Genomic DNA, 21,175 nt, shown 5'->3' on the forward strand with positions numbered 1-21,175 from the left:
CGGATGAGAGAGTCGACGACCCCCGATACGCGGTCCACCGCCGAGGCGCGGTCCACCGCCGAGGTGCCGCCCACCGCCGGTGCGCCGGCCGCTTCTCCGGCGCCGGGCCCGGCGGCCGGGGCCGCCACCCCGGAAACCGCGGTGGCGGCCCTCGCGGCGACCGGACCCGGGTCTCCGTTCCTTATCGGGGTGCGCCACCACGCGCCCTCACTGGCGGCCGCCCTCCCGGCACTTCTGGACGCGGCGGCACCCGACGTCCTCCTCGTCGAGCTGCCCGCCGAGTTCCAGCCCTGGCTGGGCTGGCTCGCCCACGAGGAGACCGCGGCCCCGGTGGCGCTGGCCGCCGTGCCCGCCGGCGGGCCCGGCTCGGCAGGCGAACGGGGCCCGGCCTTCTACCCGTTCGCGGACTTCTCGCCCGAACTGGTCGCTCTGCGCTGGGCGGCGAGAAACGGTGTCCCGGCTGTGGCCTGCGATCTGCCGCTGGCCGACCGCGCATGGGCGGGGGGCGGCCCGGAAACCCCCGCCCCTGTCCCGGGCGCCGACTCCGCGCCCGTGCCGGGGGAGGGACACGGGTTGTCCGCCGCGCTCCGGTCCCGGCTCACCGGCCGGGACGGCGACGACCTGTGGGACCGGCTGGTGGAGGCCCTCGCGCCCGGGTCGACACCCGAGGCGCTCCGCCGTGCCGCCCTGCTCACCGGCTGGGCGCTGCGGCACGAGGCCGAGGCGCGCGGCGGGGTGCACGGCACGGACCTGGCGCGCGAGGCATGCATGCGCGGACATGTCGCCGAGGCCCTGGCGAGCGGTCGTCGGCCCGCCGTGGTGGTGGGAGCCTTCCACACCCCGGCGCTGCTGCCGACCGCCGCCCGAGGCCCCGCACCCGACGCATCCGGCGCGTCCGGTGCCGCGCCCGGGCCGGGCGCGGACGGCCACGTCGACGACGGCGCTGCCGGGACGGCGGCGTGCACGGTCTCCCTGGTCCCGTACACCTACCCGCTGCTCGACTCACGGTCCGGCTACCCGGCCGGCATCCGGGACCCGGAGTGGCAGCACACCGTCCTGGACGCCGCCGGGGACCCGGCGGCGCTCCACGAGGCGCTGATCCGCACCGCGGTCCGGGTCTGCGCCGCCCTGCGCGAACAGGGCCACCCCTACGGCCCGGCGGACGGCCGGGAGGTCGTCCGGGTGGCCGGGGACCTGGCCCGCCTGCGCGACCTGCCCGCCCCCGGCCGCGGTGAACTCCTGGAAGCCGTGCAGACGGTGCTGGGGCGCGGCGAGACCTACGGGACGGGCCGCGCCGTCGCCCAGGCCCTCGAACGCGTACTCGTCGGAGCCCGCACCGGACGGCCCGCGCCCGCCACTCCGCGCAGCGGACTGGGCCCCGCCGTCGAGGCCGAGACCGCGGCGCTCTCCCTCCCCGGCCCGGAGGACGCGCACGAGAAGACACCGCGCGACCTCCGGCTCGACCCGGCCCGCTCCGCCCTGGACCGGCGTCGCGAACTGCTGCTGCGCAGGCTGACGGTGTGCGGCATCCCTTACGCGCAGGAGCAGGGGGTGACCGGTGCGGCGGGCACGGAAGGGCTCACCACGCGCTGGCAGGTGCGGTGGACCCCGGCGACGGCCGCGATGCTCACCGCGGCGGGGGCCCGCGGCGTCACCTCGGCCCAGGCGGCCGAGGGCGTGCTGCGGCAGCGGCACGCGGCCGAGCGGGCTGAGGGCGGCCCGACGGCGGCCCAGGTCGTCCGCGGACTCACGGAGGCCGCCGGGTGCGGGCTCCCCGCCCTGGCCGACGAACGGCTGACGGAACTCGCGGCCGTACTCCCCGCGAGCGGCACCCTTCCCGAACTCCTCACCGGACTCGACCTGCTGGATCGCATCGACGCCGGCCACCTGCCGGGCCTGGCCGCGCCCGACGACCCCTCGGCACCGGACGCCACCGCCACCGCCCGTGCCGCCGACTCCGCGCGCGCGGCCGAACTCCTGACCTCGGCTGCGGTCCGCCAGGTCGACGGTCTGACCGGCTCCGAGGAGCCCGAGGACGCCCGGGCGCTGCTCGAACTGGCCCAGCGGGCCGACCGGGTGGGCGGTATCCGGCTCACCGACGCCCTCGCCCGGCTGGCCGCGGACGGCACCCCGTTGATCGCCGCAGCCGCCGGTGGAGTCAGGGTGCTCACGGGCCACGAAGAGGCCGAGACCTTCGGGGGGCGCGTCGCCTCCTGGGTGGACGGAGCCGCGGACAGCGCCTCCCGGACCGCGCTCACCGCGCGCCTCACCGGCGTCCTCACCGTGGCGGGCCCGCTCCTGACCGTCGGCCCCGGCGCCCTGGACCCGCTGCTGCACCGGGTCGTCGAGCTGGACGACACCGAGTTCCTGGCCCGGCTGCCCGCCCTGCGCGGTGGCTTCGACACGCTGAGCCCGGCCGCCCGGGACCGGCTGCTGGACACCGTCGAGGAGCGGCTGGGCGAACGGGTGGACACCCTCGACGCGGACGATCCGGCCGAGCAGGCCCGCCGAACGGCCGCCGACCTCGCGGCCCGTGAACTCCTTACCGGCCTCGGCCTGCCCGTCCCGACCCCCGCGCACGACGACCGGTTCCCACCGCTGTCCAGCCACCCCACCGTCGCACCCCCCACCGTCGCACCCCCCACCGGGGCCACCCCCGCGCGGACCATGGCGCCCGCCGACCGGTGGCGGCTCGTTCTCGGCCGGCGTCCCGATCAACTGCCGTCCGGCGCCGCCCGCCTGGCGACCGCTCTGGACGAGCTCTACGGCGCGGGACACGGCGAGGGTTCCCGCGGTGGTCTGCCCGGCCCCGGCCCCGGTCGCGGTGGCGGTGGCCGGGAGCCGTCGTTCCCCGGCGTCCGCGAGTGGTCCGAGGAGCTGGCCGCGCTGTTCGGTCCCGGCGTCCGCGAGGAGGTCCTCGCCGCCGCAGCCATGACAGGGCGGCAGGACGTCCTCACCGAATTCGACCCGGCGGCCGCCACCCCCTCCGTGGAACTGCTCCGCACGATCCTGCGGTACGCCGGCGGCCTCCCCGAAGCCCGCCTGGCGGCGCTCCGGCCCCTGGTCCGCCACCTGGTCGACGAACTGACCCGGCAGCTCGCCACCCGGCTGCGGCCCGCCCTCACCGGCACGATGTCGGCCCGGCCCACCCGCCGCCCCGGCGGCCGGCTGGACCTGCCGCGCACGCTGCGCGCCAACCTCGCCACCGCACGCCGGACAGCCGACGGAACGGTCCAGGTGATCCCCGAGAAACCGGTGTTCCGCAGCCGTGCCCGCCGGTCGGCCGACTGGCGCCTGATCCTGGTCACCGACGTCTCCGGATCCATGGAGGCGTCCACGATCTGGTCCGCGCTGACCGCCTCCGTGCTCGCCGGGGTGCCGACCTTGAGCACCCATTTCCTGGCCTTCTCCACGGAGGTCGTCGACCTCACCGGCCATGTGCACGATCCCCTCTCCCTCCTGCTGGAGGTGAGCGTGGGCGGGGGCACGCACATCGCCGCCGGGTTGCGGCACGCCCGCAGCCTGATCGAGGTGCCCACCCGCACCCTCGTCGTCGTCATCAGCGACTTCGAGGAGGGCGCGCCGCTCGGCGGACTGCTGACCGAGGTGCGGGCTCTGGTGAACACCGGCTGCCACGTCCTCGGGTGCGCGAGTCTCGACGACGCGGGCCGGCCCCGCTACTCGACGGGCGTCGCCGGGCAGCTCGTGGCCGCCGGCATGCCCGTGGCGGCCCTCAGCCCACTCGAACTGGCCCGCTGGATAGGGGAGAAGACCGCATGAACGCCGACCGGTTGCCATCCGTCGCACCGGAGGTCACGGCCACGCTCGTGGAGGGCCTCTCGCCCCGGCTGCGCAAGCGGCTGGACGCGGCGGTCACCAAGCTCGGAGCCCGCCCGACCCACCGCGACGGGGACACGGTGACGATCGCGGTCGACGACGAGACCGAGTTGTGCCTGTACGCCCCGGGCGGAGTGGTGGCGACCGCGGACGCCATCACCTGCGGTTGCCTCCTCGCCCCGGCATGCGTCCACCGCGCGGCCGCCGCCTGCGCCGCCCCCACGGCGGACCCGGCGCCGGAGCCCGCCGATGAGCCCGCCCAGGCGTCCCCCGCCCCCGCCTCCGCGACGGACCCCGCCTCCGCGACGGACCCCGCCTCCGCGACGGACCCCGCCTCCGCGACGGACCCCGCCCCCGCCCCGGACTCCGCATCCTCGCCCGAGGTGGCGAGCCCGGCGCAGCGTCGAGCGGCCGACGCCCTGTGGTCGGCGGGCGCCGCCGTGCTGGAGGCCGGCGTCGACGGGGCAGGGGCCGTCACCCAGTCGGTCCTCCTCCGCGCCGCGCACACCGCCCGGCTCCGGCACCTGCCGCGCGCCGCGGGCGCCGCGCTGTCCGTCGTCACGCTGCTGCGCGCGGCCCGCGCCGGGGACCCGTCCTACCGGACCGCCGACCTCGTCACCGCCCTTGCCGAACTCCTGGGCACCGCACACCGAGTGGGGGTGGCGTCCGGGGCGGAGCTGGCCGCCGTCAGAGGCCGCGCACGCCGTCCGTACAGCCCGGACGGCTCGCTGCGCCTGTACGGCCTGTTCACCGAGCCCGTGGTCACCGACTCGGGGCACGGCGGCGTCCGAACCTGGGTCGCAGGGGCCGACGGCCGTCTCTTCACTGTCGGCGACGTGGCACCCGGGGGAGTCGGGCGCGCCCTCGGAGTGGCCGACCGGGCCGTGCGCCTGGGGGACAGCGCTCTCACCCACCGGGAGCTGGGCCGGTCCGGCCTGGCGGTCTCGGGGGCGACGGTCTCACCGGACGGCAGACTGGGCGCCGGGAAGGGCGTCAAGGCCGTCACCGCCCGGGGTGCGGCGTGGACGGAGCCGCCGCTCGCCACCCTGTGGGAGACGCCGGCGTCCGAACAGGCCGCCCGCGCCCTGCGGTCCACCTCCCGCTACGCGGACCCGGACGGCGGCGGCAGCGACCTGCTGTTCCTGGACGTCGAACTCCTCGGCGCGGTAAGGGAGTCGGGTGGTACCTGCCTGCTCGCGCTGTGCGAGGGAGGCATCCACGTCCGGCTCACCGTCGCCGACGACGACCCCGCGCTGGCCCACCGCGACAACCTGATGCTGCTGGCAGCGGCGCCGGGGACACGGCTGCGGATCATCGGCCGCATGGTGCCCGCCCTCCACCCCCGGCTCACCCTCCTCGCCTGCTCGCACCCCACCGGCGAGGGCACGATCGACCTCGGCCTCGACCGGCTGCGCCGAGCCGACCTCCCGGACCCGGCTGCCCCCGTGCACCCCGCCCCGCCCCAGCCCGGAGGGTCCGGAGCGCACTCCCCCCTGTACCTCCTGGAGCGCCGGGTCGAACAGACGGTCCCGGCGGGCCGCGCAGCCCTCGGCATGCTGGGCGACATCGCCGCCGAGACCCGCCGCATCCGCCGCGCGGGCCTCCCCACGGCCGCCGGACTCCTCACCGCCCTGTGCGCCTCGGCGGCCCGACGCGATCGCGACCTCTTCGGCCGCCTCCTCCCCGCCGACACCGACGGCTTCGCCACCTACTGGCTCGCCGCCGCCCGTTACACGGCTGCTGTGGCCGAGTCCCTGTGCGCAGCAGGCTGGGAACCGGTGCAGGGCACGGGTCCGGCCCGCGGGCTCAGGTGAGGCCGGCGGCCAGCAGGGTGAAGGCCGCCTTGGCAGCGCGCAGCCGGGCCCTCGGGCCCGGTCGGCCGTGCTCGGCCGTCTTCCGGCGGGCACCGCATCTCAACGCGAAAGAGCAGGAGAAGGCGTTCCGTTCGTACGTGAGGAAGGCCGCCGGGCCGGGCGGCAGCGAGCATGTGGAGGAGCTGGCCAAGCTCGCCGAGATGAAACGGAACGGGGATCTGAACCCGGAGGAGTACGAGAGGGCGAAGGCCAAGGTTCTCGCCTGAGCCCGGGCTGCCTGTCGGGGAGGCCGGCCCCGACCAGCTGGAGCTGCGGGCGACGTCCGAGTCCGCCTCGCTACGGACGCAGCTCCAGGGTTATGTGCGGGGAGAGGGCGCGGAGGAAGTCGGGTGCGTCGAAGATCCCTCCTGCTGATGCGACACCGGCCGCGTGGGTCCGGCCTGTAAGTACGCGGTCGAGCGCTTCCACCACGAGGGGCGCGGTGACCGCGTAGATGTCCTGGCCGCGGGCTACGGCACGGCGTTCGGTGTCACCCGAGCGTGGTGGGGTGCCAGTGATTCAGTCCGTAGGCGATGTGTGTCTGATCGGCCTCGGTCCAGTCAGCCCGCCGTCGGGGGAAGACCGGTGGCGGGTGCGGTGGCGTATCGGCTCATCGTCGATGCTCGCCTGTGAGGTCAGGTCCTGGCCGCCGGCCACCATGTCCCGCAGGTCCCGGAAGTACTGCACGTACAGGGCCGGTGTGAACGTGCTCAGCACGACGGCCGGCTGGTCGGTGATGTTGGCGAAGGGCCGCGGCGCACTGGTGTTTTCTTCGTCGTTCATGCTCGATTCCCCGACCGGGAGCCCGTGCTGTCCAAGGCTCATTACGAAACGCTGATACCGGATGGGTATCGTCGCAGTATGGAGGCACGGACGCTGCGCCATCCCGCGGCTGGCAGCACGCACGGGGACAAGGCCCGTCGGCGGCCAGGCAGGCCATCCAGGGCATCCAATAGGTCCGCGTGGCCGAAGCCTCGAACTCCGGGTCGACACGCAGCCGCACAGGGCCACGTCGGAACGGAATCCCACGACCGCTCTGGCTCCCGTCAAAGCCGTCGGGCCTGGCCCGAGGCCGGTGCGGTGCGCTCGCGCCAGCCGCGACAGGCGTCGCAGAGGCCTGTTTATCAGAGTCCGGCCGAGGGGAGTGCCCGTGGCCGGCCGGGGTCTGACTGCCTATTACTCCTTGACGAATGCCAGGAGGTCGGGGTTCACGACGTCAGGGTGCGTCGTCAGCATCCCGTGGGGGAGGCCCTCGTAGCTCTTCAGCCTGCCGTTGCGCAGCAGCTTGGACGACAGCGGGGCCGAGTCGTCGTAGGGGACGATCTGGTCGTCCGTGCCGTGGGCCACGAGGACGGGCACCTCGATCTGCTTCAGATCCTCGGTGAAGTCCGTCTCCGAGAAGGCCTTGATGCAGAGGTAGTGGGCCAGGGCTGCGCCCCGCATACCCTGACGCCACCAGTTGTCGATCACGCCCTGGGAGACCTCGGCGCCCGGACGGTTGTAGCCGTAGAACGGGCCCGCCGGCACGTCGATGTAGAACTGGGCACGGTTGGCGACGAGCGAGGCCCGGAAACCGTCGAAGACCTCGATGGGCAGGCCGCCCGGGTTGGAGTCCGACTTGACCATGACAGGCGGAACCGCGCCCACCAGTACGGCCTTGGCCACCCGTCCCGCCTTGGCGCGGGCCACGTACCGTGTGACCTCGCCGCCGCCGGTCGAGTGGCCGATGTGGATGGCGTCGCGCAGGTCCAACGCGTCGGTCATCACCGCCACATCGGCCGCATAGGTGTCCATCTCATGTCCGGTCGCGCTCTGGCTGGAGCGCCCGTGGCCACGCCTGTCGTGGGCGATGACGCGGTAACCGTGCTCGAGGAAGAAGAGCATCTGGTTGTCCCAGTCGTCGCCGCTGAGAGGCCAACCGTGATGGAACACGATGGGCTGGGCGTCGCGAGGCCCCCAGTCCTTGTAGTAGATGCTGGTGCCGTCCTGTGCAGTGACCGTTCCCACGGCTTTCCTCCGCTCAGATGCCGATGCGGTGACCCCTGTGGGCCTCTCCACGCAATGGGCAGTCCGCAACGTGGGCACAGCCCACGGAGGGTCCAACCGAGTTGCGACTTGCCCCAAACATACCTGTTTGTGGCCTAACTCTCATTTCATGCAGCCGGGTGAACGACGTGCCGCCGGAGAATGTGATGACCTGCTCGAAGACGCGCCCGCCGGCTGGATCGCGTGTGCGTCGAGGCGCGACAAGTTCAAGCTCCCCTTCTGTATCTCTGCCATCATGGCCACTGCCTGAAGCCCGACGAAACACCCCCCGTGCCGGGCCGAACGCGCGCCGCGCGGGCCTTTCCCCCTTGCCCGCGGACGTAAATGCCGGTTTCACGGCATTTACACCCGTCACCGCTTGTAACCCACTTGCCGCCCCCTGCTCACCCAGCCGGCCCTCCCCGGCTGTGCTCCACGCCCCCCGAAGGCAGGGTCGTCAGCAATCAGCCCCCTCTGCAGGGAAGTGGACATGAAGCGAATAGCGCGCGCCCGAACCCGACGTATCCTCCCGCTCGCGGTGATCGTCCCAGCGGCTGCCCTCATAGCCGCCGGCCCGTCCGCGGCCTCCGAGAGCGGCGGTGGCTCCACCGAGGCCGACGAAAGCGCGAAGCCTACGATCGTGCTGGTGCACGGAGCCTGGGCCGACGCCTCCGGCTGGGACGAGATCTCCGAGAGCCTGCAGGCCCAGGGCTATCCGGTCGTCGCCACTGCCAATCCGCTGCGGAGCCTGTCAGGCGACTCCGCCTACCTGGCCGCCCGACTCGAGTCGATCAAGGGCCCTGTCGTCCTGGTCGGCCACTCGTACGGCGGCGCGGTGATCACCAACGCTGCCGCAGGTAACCCCGACGTCAAGTCCCTCGTCTACGTCGCGGCGTTCGCCCCCGACAAGGGAGAAGGCGCGCTGCAGCTGGCGGCCAAGTACCCCGGCAGCCGCCTCACCGACGACCCCCAGGCGCCCGTGCCGACGGCTCTGAACGCCGTGCCGCTGAGCGGAGGGCCCACCGACGTCGACCTCTACATCAAGCCCGAGAAGTTCAGCGACGTGTTCTTGAGCAACCGGGTCGAGGGGAGCAGGGCAGACGTCCTGGCCGCTTCCCAACGCCCCGCCACACCGGTTTCCGGTGCCGAACCGACCAAGGCCGTAGCCTGGAAGACCATCCCGTCCTGGTACCTGGTGGCCACGGACGACCGCACCATCGGCACCGAAAACCTGCGCTTCATGGCCAAGCGCGCCGGCTCCACGACGGTGGAGGTCGACGCCCCGCACGCCGTCATGGAGACCAACCCGGACGCCGTCACCTCGTTGATTCTCCAGGCCGCCGACGGCGTACACCCCAGCCTCGCCAAGACCGGCGCCTCCTCGTCGGCGTTCGCCGTGGCAGGAGCCTCCGGGCTCGCCGTCGCCGGCGGCGCCACTCTGCTCATCCGCGCGCGGCGCTCCACCCGACAGTCCTGACAGAGCACATACCGTGAAGCAAACGTGAACGTGATGCCGGGACGGTGGTGTCACGCCGTCCCGGCGCGGGGGAACAGCCGACGTGGAACTGTCCGGCCCGCAGTGGCGATCGCGTCGATGTCTCGCGGCGACGGACGGGCGTGCGTCGGCAGCAAGTGTGCGGATTTTCAGGACTGCATCAGCGGAAAGGGTTCCGCTGCGAACCGAAAGAGCAGGCGCGCGACAGCAGGCAGGTCCGCTCCCGCTCGAGCACGTCGCTCTCCTTGTCGCAGCCTCTTTCACTGGTCGCGAGGCGACCTCTCGGGCGGAGGTGGACCGCAGCAGCTGAGGCGGCAGATGGGGGCGCCTTATCGCAGTTGACGTCGTGTCAGTGGTGTGCGAGCGCCCACTCAAGGGCCTGATCGGCGATCTCTTGCCAGCCATGTTGAGCAGGCATGAGGTGGGATCGTCCCGGGAACTCGACGGTCTCGGTGACCGTACTCGACTTGTAGTGCCTGGCGTTCGATCGCTGGATCTTCGGCGGCATGAGGTTGTCGTGCTCACCTGACATGAACAGCAGCGGTGCGCGGTCGTCGTTGTGGTAGTTGACGTAGGAGTCGGCGTGGCCTGGGTGGATGTTGGCCAGCGCGCTGCCCCAGAAGACGCGACCGGATGCGGGGACGTGGTAGCGCTCGTACGTGGAGTGGGCCTCGTCCTCGGGGAAGGTGTTGGTGAATGCGTACCGCCACTGGTCGTAGGTGAGGCCGACCGCCTTATGCCGGTTGGCGGGGTTCCTCAGGACCGGGAAAGACGCTTTCACCTGGGACAGCGGAACGGTGGCGACTCCCTCTGTGGGAGCCGAGTTGAGGGCCACCCCGGCGGTGCCGTATCCGTGGTCGAGCAGAATCTGAGTGAACACACCGCCAGCGGAGTGCCCCATGATGATGGGCTGCTTACCCAGCCCGTCGATGAGGGCCTCGAGCTTCGAGATGATCGCAGGAACAGTGAGCGACTCGATGGGGCCGGGGTCCGCATTGAGCGCTTCGACCTCGACTTCGAAGCCGGGGTAAGCCGGGGCGAGTACCTGGAAGCCTTTAGCCCGGTAGTAGTCCACCCAGCTTTCCCAGCTCCGCGGGGTCACCCAGAAGCCGTGCACCAGGACGATAGTGTCAGGTGTGCCTGTCATGCGGCAATTATCGCTTTAGCGGGCTTCTCTTACCACCTTTCCACCTTTACACGCTCCGTACCGGATTCAGGGGACCCGCAGTCCGACGTGGGGCCCCCGGGTGTTCGAGGCGAACGGCAGGGCTTCGCGGGCTGCACCGTCTGGCCTCGTCGATGCCGAGCGCAGCCATGTCACCGTCGGACACCTTCGTGAACAGCCGCAGGTCGGGAGCCGGGGCGATCTGCTCGTACGCCGGAGTGAGCTCGTCGAGCGCGGCGATGTCCCGGATCTCGTCGGCCCGGGGCCGTGCCTGCCGTGCCCAGGCCGCCCGCTGCCGTGGGGACCTGGGCCGGGTCATCGACGCACTGGCCGTATGGACGCCCGTTCCGGGCGGGGAAGAGCGGGCCCTACCGCACCAAGTGGGGCAGACCGGTCGGGAGTGCCGCGAAAATGGGCCCGCTCCAGGGGAGTTACAGACGCCACTCCTCCGCCAGCAGCCCGAGCAGTTCCGCCTGCCGCTTCTCCAGGTGTTCCGGTGTCCAGGTGTCCTGGCCCAGCACCTGCGTGGTCAGGGGGAAGGCGACGACGCCCCGCCTGAGATACCTCTCCTTCTTCGCGGTGAAGTCGAGGTTCTGGACCTGCGAGTTCTTCGTGCGGCTCAGCAGCACCAGGTTGGCCAGCCTGTGTGTCCACTGCTTGCGCTCGTCCACCGTGAAGTCCGCGCGCCATTGCGACTCGAGCCCCGGGTTCTGGGGAAGTACATGCTCGACCGTGATGCGCGGTGCGTCGTACGTGGCCACGATGTCGTCCTCGGCCACCAGCTCGTCCAGCCGAAGCAGGATGAAGCGGCGAGTCCTCAGCTCGTAGTAGACATCACCGTCGAGCCGGGCCAGAGTCTCGGTCCGCTCGCTCTCCGTGAGCTGGAAGGCAGGGGCCTCCAGGCCGAGTCCCTTGTTGAGTTCTGTCAGCAGCTCGGCGAAACGGAGCACTCGGGGGGTGGTGTAGATGCGCCGAACGAACATGCTCGCTGCCAGGCGCTCCAGCAGCCTGAAGAACGAACCCAGCCATACGGGATCGTCGCCATGGGACCGAAGCGCCCACAGCGCGGCCGGCCACCAGTCGTTGTTGTCCAGCTGCAGCAGTCTGCGGAACCACGCATTGACCTGCGGCGACCCGTCCCCGGCCGCGTACGTCCTGTCGCGGATCACCGCGGACGCCTCGGCATAGGGAACGAGCACCTCGTCCACGAACTCCTTGGCCCGTCCTCCCTTGTAGTGGGACAGAACCTGCGCCTGGAACTCCTTGAGCAGCTCCTGTCGCGCCCGCTCGCCGGAGAAGATCATGCGGATATGGGAGAACAGGTCGGAGAACTCCTCCCGGCCGAGGCTCTCCTCTGCGTCTTCCCACCGTCTCGCGTAGGTCTCCGAGGCCTGCTCCTCGATCTCTCCGATGATCTGAGCCTTGAAGATGTCGGCAGGCGACAGGTCGAGGCCTCGGGAATTCATCACGCTGAAGATGCGGTGAGCGCTGTCCAGATCAGGAGTGCTGACCGCGACGAGGAAGGTCTGGACACCCATCAGCTTGCACAGAGCTAGACGCTGTTCGTCGGTCCAGGAAGCCAAAGTGGTGTAGAGAACCCGCGCGTTGGCCTGGACGGCTCTCTGCGCATCGGTCCTCAGGTTGTGGGGGTTCAGCTCAAGGAGTGTCCTGATGGAATCGGAGGTCTGAATGTGCTGGTGGAAGAAGTCGGCGTCCCGGGGACGAAGAGTGAGCCGCGGTTTGGCCTTCAGGCCCAGAACCGTGTTCCCGGGCTCGGCGATCATCGCCACCAGGTTGGTCACCACATCGGGTTGCCGAGCCAGATCGCGCAGGACAGCCAGCAGGATGGTCAAGGTCGTCAACCGCTGCTGACCGTCGATGACATCGGCATCTGCTGCGCGGCTGTCCTTGACGAGTACCAAGGAGCCGAGGAAGTAGGGTTCTCCGTCGCCCCGGAGGAGAGCTTCCTCGAGGTCGGCGAGTAGTTGCTGGGCCTGTTCGGTCTGCCAGGCGTAAGGACGCTGGTAGTCAGGGATTCGGAAGTCGTAATCGCTGCAGAAGACTTTGTGCAGCGGCACTTCGCGCGCTTCGAGCTGAGCCATGATCAGCATGATTCCTCACCAAAGACCGGCTTCGCAGCGATTTGCCGGTCTAGTGCAGGACCCCGGTGTGCTCCAGGATCGCGGCGGTGAGCGGAGTGAGGACCTCTTGCGGGAGTGCGTGCCCCATGCCCGGGATCTCGACCGTGCGCGCCCCGCGGATCACCTGGGCGAGATGCTGCGGGTGCGGGGGAGGGAAGACCGGTTCCGCCGGGGCCGAGATCACGAGTGTAGGCACGTCGGTCCTCGCCAGTTCCTCGGTGCGCAGCATGCCGGAGGTGTCCGCGCGGGCGTGCGCGGTGCTGGAGGCGTGGTGGCCGGTGTGTTCGATGATCCTCCGTTCCAGTGCGCGGGCGCTCTCCGGGGCGAACGGGAGCTGGTCGCCCGCAAGTGCCCGCCAGTGTGCGACCCGGGAGTCGAGCTCGCCCTCCGGGCCGCGCTCCTCGGCCGGCCGGGACCAGATCTCCAGCACGTGGGGTGCGATGCCGGGGAGTTCCTCGGGTGGGACGCGCGTTCCGTCCGGCCGCACGTACGGGCTGGTGCTGAGCGCGGACGTCCCGATCAGGGTCGCGCTCAGCAGGCGGTCCGGGTGGTCGGCGACGAGCAACTGGGTGAGCATTCCACCGAGGGACATGCCCACGACGTGGGCCCGGTCGACGCCCACGCCGTCCAGGACCGTGATCGCGTCTTCGGCGAGGTCGGTGACGGCGTACGGATGCTGGTCGAAGGCCCAGGTGGACCGGCCGGTGTCACGGTGGTCGTAGCGGATCACCCGATGGTGCGCGGCGAGTGCTTCCACCAGGTCGTCCGGCCAGCCGAGGCCGGACGTCTGTGCACCCATGATCAGCAGGAGCGGAGGGGCTCCGGCGGGCCCTCGCTCCTCCGCCCACAGGCGCACACCGGGTGCCGCGTCGATGGAGTGGTGGTTCATGGTGCTCCTCCTGCCACAGGCAACATCAGAAAAGCCGAGACGTATCGTCTCGTTTGCACTGTAGCGCAGGGCGCCGCCTCGCCGGCGGTGTCATTCGGGGCGTGGGTCCTCCCGCGTCCGGGCCTGGTGCCGACGGGCTTTGAGTCGGTTCCCGCAGGTCTTCATCGAGCACCACCGTGCGGTGTTGGCGCGACTGCGGTCCAGAAGGAACAGGCGGCACTCAGCGTTTTCGCACGGCCGCAGGCGGCCGGGCATGCGCTCCTCGACATCCGCCCACGCGAGCACGAGCTCCACGGCCAGCCTGCGCTGCGGCGGCGCCTCCAGGTGCCACTCGATGTCTGACGCCCCGGCCTTCGGCACTTTACGGACGCCGTCGAGGACCTGGTGCAGTCGGGGCTCCGTCGACGCGCCCGACGCCAGTTCCTGGAGCGCGTCCCGGGCGGTGCGCAGCCATCGGCGCTCCTCGTCGTCGCAGCCGAGCCCCCCGTGCTCCTGCGCCCACCTGTCCATCTCGCGGTCGTCGTGCCATAGATCCTGACGCCGGCCATCCGTGACGGGGGTGCTGTTCAGGGCCTGCATCAGCGCCTGGTCGTCCAGCATGGGCCACACCTTCTCGACTAACTCCATCAAGCCATTTGACAGGTTACCCCAAGGGCGGTCTACTGAAGGCCGAGAAGTAACCGTCATGCTGGATGTAAGGGGTTAGTCATGGTCGAGATTCTCCATCGCCACGCGACGGTGCGGGGACACCGCGTCTTCTACCGCGAGGCAGGAGCCCGCGAAGCGCCCACACTCGTACTCCTGCACGGGTTCCCCGCCAGCTCACGCATGTTCCGCCACCTCATCCCGGCGCTGGCGGATCGATTCCACGTCATCGCCCCCGACCATCTCGGCTTCGGCAACTCCGACGCCCCGCCGGTGGACGCGTTCACGTACACCTTCGACTCCCTGACCGACATCACCGAAGCGCTGCTGACCCAACTCGGCGTCACCCGCTACGCCTTGTACGTCCAGGATTACGGCGCACCCATCGGCTGGCGCCTGGCCCTGCGGGCCCCGGACGCCATCACCGCGGTGATCACACAGAACGGCAACGCCTACGAGGACGGCTTCGTGCCGGACTTCTGGAAGCCCGTGTGGGCGTACTGCGAGAACCCGGGGCCCCTCACCGAACCCGCTGTCCGGTCCGCCCTCTCGCTCGAAGCCATCCGCTGGCAGTACCTGCACGGAGTGGACCGGCCCGAGCTGGTCGACCCCGACACCTGGGCCGCCGACCATCGCGAGGTCAACCGGCCGGGCAACGACCTGGTGCAGCTCGCCCTGTTCCGCGACTACGCCGCCAATCCGCCCCTCTACCCACAGGTGCACGCCTACTTCCGGGAACGCCAGGTTCCTCTGCTCGCGGTCTGGGGTGCCGGCGACGAGATCTTCGGCCCGGACGGAGCGCGCGCCTTCGCGAGGGATCTGCCGGACGCGGAGATCCGCCTGGTTCCCGGAGGTGGACACTTCCTGCTCGAAAGTCACCTGGACACCGTGGCCGGCTACATCCGCGGCTTCCTGACCGCATCCGTCCCGCCGACGTGAACCACGCCGCGCCGCCTTATCCGGTCGTTGGGAGATTAGAGACGGGCAAAGGGGTCATTCCGGGCGTGATTCTGTCCTTGACCTCACAATGACGGCTGCATCGGCCGCCGCCGCGCGGCTACTGGGCGGCCGTCATCCATAGCTCTACGTCGGAGATGATCAGGCGGCCCGGCCGTTGGGTGGCGCTGTCGGGGACGACGGCCCGCACGAGCGGCCGGTCGCCCTTCTCCACGGTCACCTTCGTGCCGTCGAACGTCGGTGACTCGGCACTGACGACCGCCCGGAGGTCGGACTCCAGGCTGCCGGCCGCCGCGTCGTCCTTGACCACGAAGCAGAGGATCTCGGTGTTCTTCGCCGCAGAGGACGCCTGCTGGCCCAGCGCCGCCAGGCGCACCGGGTTGGAGGAGCTGAGCGGGTTGTAGTCCGCGCGGTAGACGTCGCCCAGGCACTCGGCCGCACGGCGGAAATCCTTGTGGTCCGCCAAGGAGGAGCCCTCCTGCGGGTCGACCGCGGCCATGGAGTCGGAGTCCCGGGTGGAGTAGGAGATCTCGTCCTCCGAGACCTGGAGGGTCGCCCCTGTGTCGCCGGGGTGGGCCCAGACCGTCCGGCCGTCCTTCTCGGTCTGTGTATAGCCGTTGGACTTGAGCGACTTGGTGATCGCCGACTCGTCGAACGACCCCGACCAGTGCCCGGCCTCGCCGGTGTCGATCGCTGTGTTGATCTGGGTGACCTCGAACTGCTGTCCCAGGAGGCCGGGCTGGTACGGATTCAGCAGGGGACTGGCCGGCTGCGAGACCTGGGTGAACCGCTTGGCGTCGCCCTTGCTCAACTTCCGTACGCGGACGGCGTCGAGGAAGGTCACGTCTTTCGTGGCACTGTCGTCGGCGAGGCGCCCGAGCGCCGTGAGCAGCTTGGAGCCGTCGTCGCCGTCGTCGCCGTCGGAGGGCCCGGAGGGCGAGCAACCGGTGACCGCTGCGAGAAGGACAGTGACGAGAGCGGTGGCGCCGGCGGCCGGCCCGCGTGCTGGTATGCGCATGATCAGGCAGCGTATACCGGTGCCCGGCGAGGGTACACGTGCGACGAAAAGGCCCTGCGGCCAGTGGTGGTCCGGCGGGCCGGGAACCGTCCCCGCGGGCACGGAACCCCGCAGAAGGCACGGTGACCGACCGAGCCGCGACTACGTGCGAAGGAGCCCGATCATGGCCCTGGTGCAGCTCGATCTTCCCGACCCGATGGCGCTGCGAGGGCGTTGGGCGGCACTCGCCGCCGTGCAGGCCGCCTCAGGGCACGGCGAGCGGTGCCGGGCGCTCTGGCCGCTGTGGCATTACGACGACGGGCACGGCAGCTGGGCCGACCTGCACCACCTCGACGAGGACCGGGCGGTGTTGCTCGGACAGGACCGGAACGACTCCGAGACCTATTACGCCGAGGCTTCCGACTTCTTCGAGGAGAAGGAGACCGACCTGCTGGCCGGTGCGCCCGAGTGGTGGGAGCCGCCCGTCCGCCGGGTCCGGGACGCGGAGCTCTTCCTCGGCTTCGTGTACGGCTTCGACGGCAGCGCCTGGTACCGCGCCGAGTACGAACTCGACGACGGGTTCACGAGCGTGGGGCTGCCCGTGCTGGCCACAGCCCTGACCCGGGGGAAGATCGTCGCCACCGTCCAGCGTATGCCGGACTCCGACGGCGGTCGGCCCGCCTACGAGGCGATCGACGCGCTGATCGCCGCCGACGGCGAGGTCGACGCCGACCTGGTGGCCGCTGTCGCCCCCTCCGCGAGCTGGGACGCCGAGGCCGGGGCGGCGGCGGCACGGGCGTTCCTCGCGGTCTGACCGGTGGGGCCGCGGAACCTCGAACGGTGGGTCCGGCCGGGCGCGCTGCCCGGCCGGGCCGTGCCACCGGGTGACCAGGCCCGGAAGGTGGCGTCGGGGCGCTCGGCGGCGGGGACGCGCTCGGCGTACAGCAGTACGTCGCGGTGCCGCAGGTAGTGGCCGGGGGAACTGTAGGACTCGAAGGACGCCAGGGACCGGTCCGAGAGTCCGGGCACGTGTCGCCACGTCGCGTCCGCGCGGTAGCCCGCGTCGTCGGCGCGAGCGTCGCGCCACACCTCGCCGTCCCGCCGGCGCAGGAAGTGCCCGGGGAAGTTGACCGACTCCAGGCACGGCCGACGGGTCCGCCAGGCCGGGGACGAGCTTCCACTGCATGCCGGCGTACGGTGTGGCGTCGGGATCGACCCGGCCGCGGCTCCACGCGTGACGCATGAACCGGTTCGGAGCCTCAGCGGCCTCGAAGCTGAACACATCGGAGCGGATCGGGACGTTGTCGAAGCGCGCGAATGGTCGGCCCGGCGCTGCCGTGCCCGCCTTCGGCGACAGCCGGCCGGCGTGTACGCCGTTGGAGCCCGAGGTGAACGTCGAGTCCGTGGTGCAGCTCGATCCTCCCGAGGTCGCCGGTCCCCGCCTGCTTCGCCCAGTTCTTCGTCCGGCGGGTCGATACAGCGATTCAGCGCCGACGGACCGCCCGGCATGATCCGCCGGACAGGCCCGGGTGAGAACGGGACACCCGCACCGGGCGTCATCTCGCTGCAATCCCCACGCCCCAGCCGTCGACCAGGGCGAACACCGAAGTCCTGTTGGAGTACGAGTTGTCAGGCCATCGGGGTGAGCTTCTTCGCCGTACTGCAATGCTCGGTCCGCCTGTGCCGCCACAGTTGCACCGCCGTCAGCGTGAGCAAGGCGGCGAACACCACGAGGAAGACACCCGCGATCATGGTCTGTCTGCCTCCTGACACCGAAGTGTCGTAGGAGAGCAGGACGAGGGCGGACAGCAGCATCCCCGCCACGTACACCGAGCGGACGCGCCTCAGCTGCCGCACCGCACGAGGAGCAAGAGCAACACGCTTCACGAGAGCCATGTCGACTCAGTACCCGGTGTTCGGGCGTCGAGACATCGATTCGAGCAACAACCGCGTTGTGACGACGCTCTGTCCGGATGACCCACGCACCTCCCTGTGGGGCTCATGCTCGGACAGGACCGGAATGACTCCGATGTGCGTCCACGCCGAGGCTCCGACTTCTTCGAGGAGAAGGAGACCGACCTGCCGGCCGGTGCGACCGAGCGGTGGGAGCCGCCCGTCCGCCGGGTCCCGGACGCGGAGCTCTTCCTCGGCTTCGTGTACGGCTTCGACGGTGCCACGTCGCATCCGGCCGGGTACGAACTCGATGACGGGGTTCACGAGCGCGGGGTTGCCCACGCTCAGCACCGACCGCACCCGGGGCCGTCCTCGCCACCGTCCGTCCGGTGCGGGACCCGGCCGGGGCGAGCCCTCCCGCGAGTCGGTCGACGCGCCTCCCGCCGCCGCCTCTCCGCGCTGGACGACCAGCCGCAGGCGCGAGGATCCGCACAGAACGGCCGTCCCGATCGGTGCCCAAAGCTTCACTCAACCTCCCTATAGTGGTGCCGCGTTGATCGTATGGCCGCAACGCGCGAAGCCGTCTCCCAGGAGTCCGTACGATGACGACCCCCTCCTTATCCGCCGCGTCCTCTCCCGGCGGCGGCTGCCCCGCACACCTCGCAACCACGCCCGTGCCGCTCAGCGGGCCCGCGTTCCACACCGAGCCGCAGGCCCTGTACCGCACGATGCGTCACTCCTACGGGCCCGTCGTGCCGGTCGAGCTCCCCGGCGGGTTTCCGGCCTGGCTGGTCGTCGGCTACCGCGAGCTCCACCAGGTCACCAGCGACGGCGAACTCTTCCCCAGGGACGTCGGGCTGTGGAACCAGTGGGACTACATACCCGAGGACTGGCCGCTCCTCCCGATGGTCGGACGGCCCATGCCGTCCATCTACTTCACCGCGGGCGCCGAGCACCGGCGCCATTCCGAGCTGGTGGTGCCCGCGCTCGAGGCCGCGGACCCGTTCGAGATCCGGGGGCACTGCGAGCAGCTGGCCGACCGGCTCGTCGACGGCATCTGCGCCCGGGGCGCCGCCGATCTCGTCGCCGACTTCGCCGAGCCGCTCCCGGTGCTCGTCCTCGCCCGCCTCGTCGGCTTCCCCGACGCGGAGGGTACGGACATCGCCCGGGTCCTGAAGGACCTTGCCGACGGGGGACCCGGCGCCCAGGAGGCTTACGGCCGCTTCGGCGAGCACATGCGGCGGCTGGTGGAGGCCAAGCGGGCCGTGCCCGGCGACGACATCACCTCCCGGATGCTCGCGGACCCGGCGCCCTTCACGGACGAGGAGTACGCCCTCGACCTCATGGCCGTCACCGCGGCAGGTCACCTCACCACCGCCGACTGGATCAGCAACTCCCTGCGGCTGATGCTCACCGAGGACCAGTTCGCCGACTCCCTCGCCGGCGGGCGGCGCAGTGTCGGAGACGCGATGAACGAGGTCCTCTGGGAGGAGAGCCCGACCCAGATCCTCGCCGGCCGCTGGGCGGTGCGCGACACACGGCTCGGCGGCCGGACCATCCGCGCCGGGGACATGCTTTTGCTCGGCCTGGGGGCGGCCAACACCGACCCGCTGATACGCCAGGAGGCGGTCTCCGGGGGTGGGGGGCACCACGCGGCCAACGGGGCACACCTGGCGTTCAGCCACGGCGAGTACCGCTGCCCCTTCCCGGCGCAGGAGATCGCGGAGACCATCGCCCGTACCGCGATCGAGGTCCTTCTCGACCGGCTGCCCGACCTCGAACTCGCCGTACCCGCTCAGGAGCTCGTCAGGCGGCCCTCCGCCTTCCTGCGGGGCATGAACGCGCTGCCCGTCCGGTTCGCTCCCGTACACACGACAGGAGATCCGCTGTGAACTGCCCGCACGCGACCGTGGTGATCGACCCCATGGTCCAGGACCTCGACGGTGAGACGGAGACGCTGCGGGCTTCCGCCCCGCTCGCGCGCATCGAGCTCCTCGGCGTCCCCGCATGGACCGTCACCCGGCACGCCGAAGCGCGCCAACTCCTCGTCGACACACGCCTGGTGAAGGAACTGGACGCCTGGAGCCTCTGGCGGAGCGGGGAGGTCACCCACGCCTGGCCGCTGATCGGCATGATCGACGCCGGACGTTCCATGTTCACCGTGGACGGCGCGGCCCACCGCCGGCTGCGGACGAAGACCTCCCAGGCCCTCACCCCGCGCCGGCTGGAGGCGATCCGCCCGGCCATCGAGAAGTTCACCGAGGAGCTGCTGGACGCGCTCGCCGCGCAGGGCGAGGACGGGGTCGTGGACCTCAAGGCCGTCTACGCCCAGCCGCTCCCGATGAAGGTCGTCGGCCTGCTGATGGGGGTGGACGAGGCGCTGCACCCCATGCTGACCCGGCAGTACAAGGCCTTCTTCTCGATGCTCACCCCGCAGGACGACCGGCTGGCGCTGATCGCCGAGCTCGACGTCTTCTACGCCGAACTGGTGCGGGAGAAGACCGCCCACCCCACCGACGACCTCACCAGCGCGCTGATCCTCGCCGACGAGGGCGGGGAGCCGCTCACCGAGGAGGAGGTCGTCGGCAACCTCAAGGCGATGGTGGCCGCAGGGCACGAGACCACGATCGGGCTCATCCTCAACGCCGTACGCGCGCTGCTCGCCCACCCCGGCCAGCTCCGCAAGGTGCTGGCCGGGGAGATCCCGTGGGACACGGTCATCGAGGAGACGCTGCGCTGGGACACGCCCACCACTCACCTGCTGATGCGGTTCGCCACCGAGGACATCCACATCGGCGACCAGGTGATAGCCGAGGGGGAGGGCGTGGTCATCTCCTACCGGGCCATCGGCCGCGACGTCACCCAGCACGGCGACGACGCCGATGCCTTCGACATCACCCGGCCGACGCCGATCCGGCACATGACCTTCGGCCACGGGCCGCACATCTGCCCCGGTGCCGCGCTGTCCCGGGTCGAGGCCGGCATCGCGCTGCCCGCGCTGTTCGGGCGGTTCCCGGACCTGAAGCTCGCGATCGCCGACGACGAGATCCGCAAGCTGCCCGTCATGACACAGAACGACATGGAGGCCTTCCCCGTGCTGCTCCACGGCTGACTGCCGGCGGGGGAGAGCTCCAGGCCGGACACGCGCCCGGAAGGGCGTGCGTCCGTCCAGGCAACTCAATTGGCTCATAAGGTCGTTCGGGTTATCGGACACCATCCGGTTCCTCGAAGAAAGTGGGCGGCGCGCGGCAACCGATGCGGTGCCGGGCGGCGACTGC

At 71.1% G+C, this 21,175-nt stretch carries 17 protein-coding genes and 3 pseudogenes; 8 read left to right on the top strand and 12 right to left on the bottom strand.

Annotation, left to right across the window (positions count from 1 at the left end; translation table 11 throughout):
• Window positions 1-3 precede the first annotated feature (3 nt).
• The 3 genes from ACIQM3_RS23740 (at window position 4) to ACIQM3_RS23750 (ending at window position 5,917) form a co-directional block, all read left to right on the top strand.
• The gene (locus ACIQM3_RS23740) at window positions 4-3,780 is read left to right on the top strand and encodes a DUF5682 family protein (protein WP_401627307.1); all 3,777 of its coding nucleotides are present in this window, start codon (window positions 4-6) and stop codon (window positions 3,778-3,780) included.
• Window positions 3,777-5,651: a hypothetical protein gene (locus tag ACIQM3_RS23745; protein ID WP_401627309.1), complete on the top strand. Its 1,875-nt coding sequence runs from the start codon at window positions 3,777-3,779 to the stop codon at window positions 5,649-5,651. The genes ACIQM3_RS23740 and ACIQM3_RS23745 overlap by 4 nt, the downstream gene beginning before the upstream one ends.
• A gap of 137 nt (window positions 5,652-5,788) precedes the next feature.
• Complete coding sequence (locus ACIQM3_RS23750) at window positions 5,789-5,917, top strand: SHOCT domain-containing protein (RefSeq protein WP_401627311.1); 129 nt, start codon at window positions 5,789-5,791, stop codon at window positions 5,915-5,917.
• A gap of 70 nt (window positions 5,918-5,987) precedes the next feature.
• On the opposite strand, the pseudogene ACIQM3_RS23755 reads toward ACIQM3_RS23750, so the two are convergent.
• The 3 genes and pseudogenes from ACIQM3_RS23755 to ACIQM3_RS23765 all read right to left on the bottom strand — a co-directional run.
• Window positions 5,988-6,191: pseudogene (locus tag ACIQM3_RS23755) on the bottom strand (saccharopine dehydrogenase); the annotation flags it as partial.
• Between the two features lie 59 nt (window positions 6,192-6,250).
• Window positions 6,251-6,449 (bottom strand): annotated as a pseudogene (locus tag ACIQM3_RS23760) (cupin domain-containing protein); the annotation flags it as partial.
• A gap of 417 nt (window positions 6,450-6,866) precedes the next feature.
• Window positions 6,867-7,697, bottom strand: a complete 831-nt coding sequence (locus ACIQM3_RS23765) for an alpha/beta fold hydrolase (protein WP_401627312.1) — start codon at window positions 7,695-7,697, stop codon at window positions 6,867-6,869.
• A 508-nt stretch (window positions 7,698-8,205) separates the two neighbouring features.
• On the opposite strand from ACIQM3_RS23765, the gene ACIQM3_RS23770 reads away from it, so the two are divergent.
• Window positions 8,206-9,192, top strand: a complete 987-nt coding sequence (locus ACIQM3_RS23770) for an alpha/beta fold hydrolase (RefSeq protein WP_401627314.1) — start codon at window positions 8,206-8,208, stop codon at window positions 9,190-9,192.
• A 367-nt stretch (window positions 9,193-9,559) separates the two neighbouring features.
• Here ACIQM3_RS23770 and ACIQM3_RS23775 read toward each other — a convergent pair whose 3' ends face one another.
• The 5 genes from ACIQM3_RS23775 to ACIQM3_RS23795 all read right to left on the bottom strand — a co-directional run bounded on the left by ACIQM3_RS23775 (window position 9,560) and on the right by ACIQM3_RS23795 (window position 14,005).
• Window positions 9,560-10,357 carry an alpha/beta hydrolase gene (locus tag ACIQM3_RS23775; protein ID WP_401627316.1) on the bottom strand — a complete coding sequence of 266 codons (798 nt, stop codon included), beginning with the start codon at window positions 10,355-10,357 and terminating at the stop codon, window positions 9,560-9,562.
• 46 nt (window positions 10,358-10,403) lie between these two features.
• Window positions 10,404-10,694 (bottom strand): hypothetical protein, encoded by a 291-nt coding sequence (locus ACIQM3_RS23780; RefSeq protein WP_401627455.1) that lies wholly within the window; start codon window positions 10,692-10,694, stop codon window positions 10,404-10,406.
• Window positions 10,695-10,806: 112 nt separating this feature from the next.
• On the bottom strand, window positions 10,807-12,477 hold the full coding sequence (locus ACIQM3_RS23785) for a DUF262 domain-containing protein (RefSeq protein ID WP_401627318.1): 1,671 nt from the start codon (window positions 12,475-12,477) through the stop codon (window positions 10,807-10,809).
• Window positions 12,478-12,526: 49 nt separating this feature from the next.
• Complete coding sequence (locus ACIQM3_RS23790) at window positions 12,527-13,405, bottom strand: alpha/beta fold hydrolase (protein WP_401627319.1); 879 nt, start codon at window positions 13,403-13,405, stop codon at window positions 12,527-12,529.
• Between the two features lie 90 nt (window positions 13,406-13,495).
• Window positions 13,496-14,005, bottom strand: a complete 510-nt coding sequence (locus ACIQM3_RS23795) for a CGNR zinc finger domain-containing protein (protein WP_401627320.1) — start codon at window positions 14,003-14,005, stop codon at window positions 13,496-13,498.
• Between the two features lie 108 nt (window positions 14,006-14,113).
• Here ACIQM3_RS23795 and ACIQM3_RS23800 point away from each other — a divergent pair, with 108 nt between their 5' ends.
• Entirely contained in the window at window positions 14,114-14,989 is an 876-nt protein-coding gene (locus ACIQM3_RS23800) for an alpha/beta fold hydrolase (protein WP_401627322.1), read from the top strand.
• A gap of 118 nt (window positions 14,990-15,107) precedes the next feature.
• Here the strand turns inward: ACIQM3_RS23800 and ACIQM3_RS23805 are convergent, their stop codons facing one another.
• Window positions 15,108-16,025, bottom strand: a complete 918-nt coding sequence (locus tag ACIQM3_RS23805; protein ID WP_401627324.1) for a hypothetical protein — start codon at window positions 16,023-16,025, stop codon at window positions 15,108-15,110.
• A gap of 163 nt (window positions 16,026-16,188) precedes the next feature.
• Here ACIQM3_RS23805 and ACIQM3_RS23810 point away from each other — a divergent pair, with 163 nt between their 5' ends.
• The gene (locus tag ACIQM3_RS23810) at window positions 16,189-16,818 is read left to right on the top strand and encodes a proteophosphoglycan 5 (RefSeq protein WP_401627326.1); all 630 of its coding nucleotides are present in this window, start codon (window positions 16,189-16,191) and stop codon (window positions 16,816-16,818) included.
• 92 nt (window positions 16,819-16,910) lie between these two features.
• Here the strand turns inward: ACIQM3_RS23810 and ACIQM3_RS23815 are convergent.
• The 3 genes and pseudogenes from ACIQM3_RS23815 to ACIQM3_RS23825 all read right to left on the bottom strand — a co-directional run.
• Window positions 16,911-17,564 (bottom strand): annotated as a pseudogene (locus ACIQM3_RS23815) (AbfB domain-containing protein); the annotation flags it as partial.
• A 69-nt stretch (window positions 17,565-17,633) separates the two neighbouring features.
• Window positions 17,634-17,900 (bottom strand): hypothetical protein, encoded by a 267-nt coding sequence (locus ACIQM3_RS23820; protein WP_401627327.1) that lies wholly within the window; start codon window positions 17,898-17,900, stop codon window positions 17,634-17,636.
• Window positions 17,901-17,906: 6 nt separating this feature from the next.
• A complete protein-coding gene (locus tag ACIQM3_RS23825; protein ID WP_401627329.1) occupies window positions 17,907-18,257 on the bottom strand; it encodes a hypothetical protein in 351 nt (116 codons plus the stop codon).
• A 242-nt stretch (window positions 18,258-18,499) separates the two neighbouring features.
• Here ACIQM3_RS23825 and ACIQM3_RS23830 point away from each other — a divergent pair, with 242 nt between their 5' ends.
• Window positions 18,500-19,789, top strand: a complete 1,290-nt coding sequence (locus ACIQM3_RS23830) for a cytochrome P450 (protein WP_401627331.1) — start codon at window positions 18,500-18,502, stop codon at window positions 19,787-19,789.
• Window positions 19,786-21,009 carry a cytochrome P450 gene (locus ACIQM3_RS23835; RefSeq protein WP_401627333.1) on the top strand — a complete coding sequence of 408 codons (1,224 nt, stop codon included), beginning with the start codon at window positions 19,786-19,788 and terminating at the stop codon, window positions 21,007-21,009. Before ACIQM3_RS23830 ends, ACIQM3_RS23835 begins: the two co-directional genes overlap by 4 nt.
• The last annotated feature ends 166 nt before the right edge of the window (window positions 21,010-21,175 follow it).

Source organism: Streptomyces sp. NPDC091271 (assembly GCF_044757505.1).
Taxonomy (GTDB): domain Bacteria; phylum Actinomycetota; class Actinomycetes; order Streptomycetales; family Streptomycetaceae; genus Streptomyces.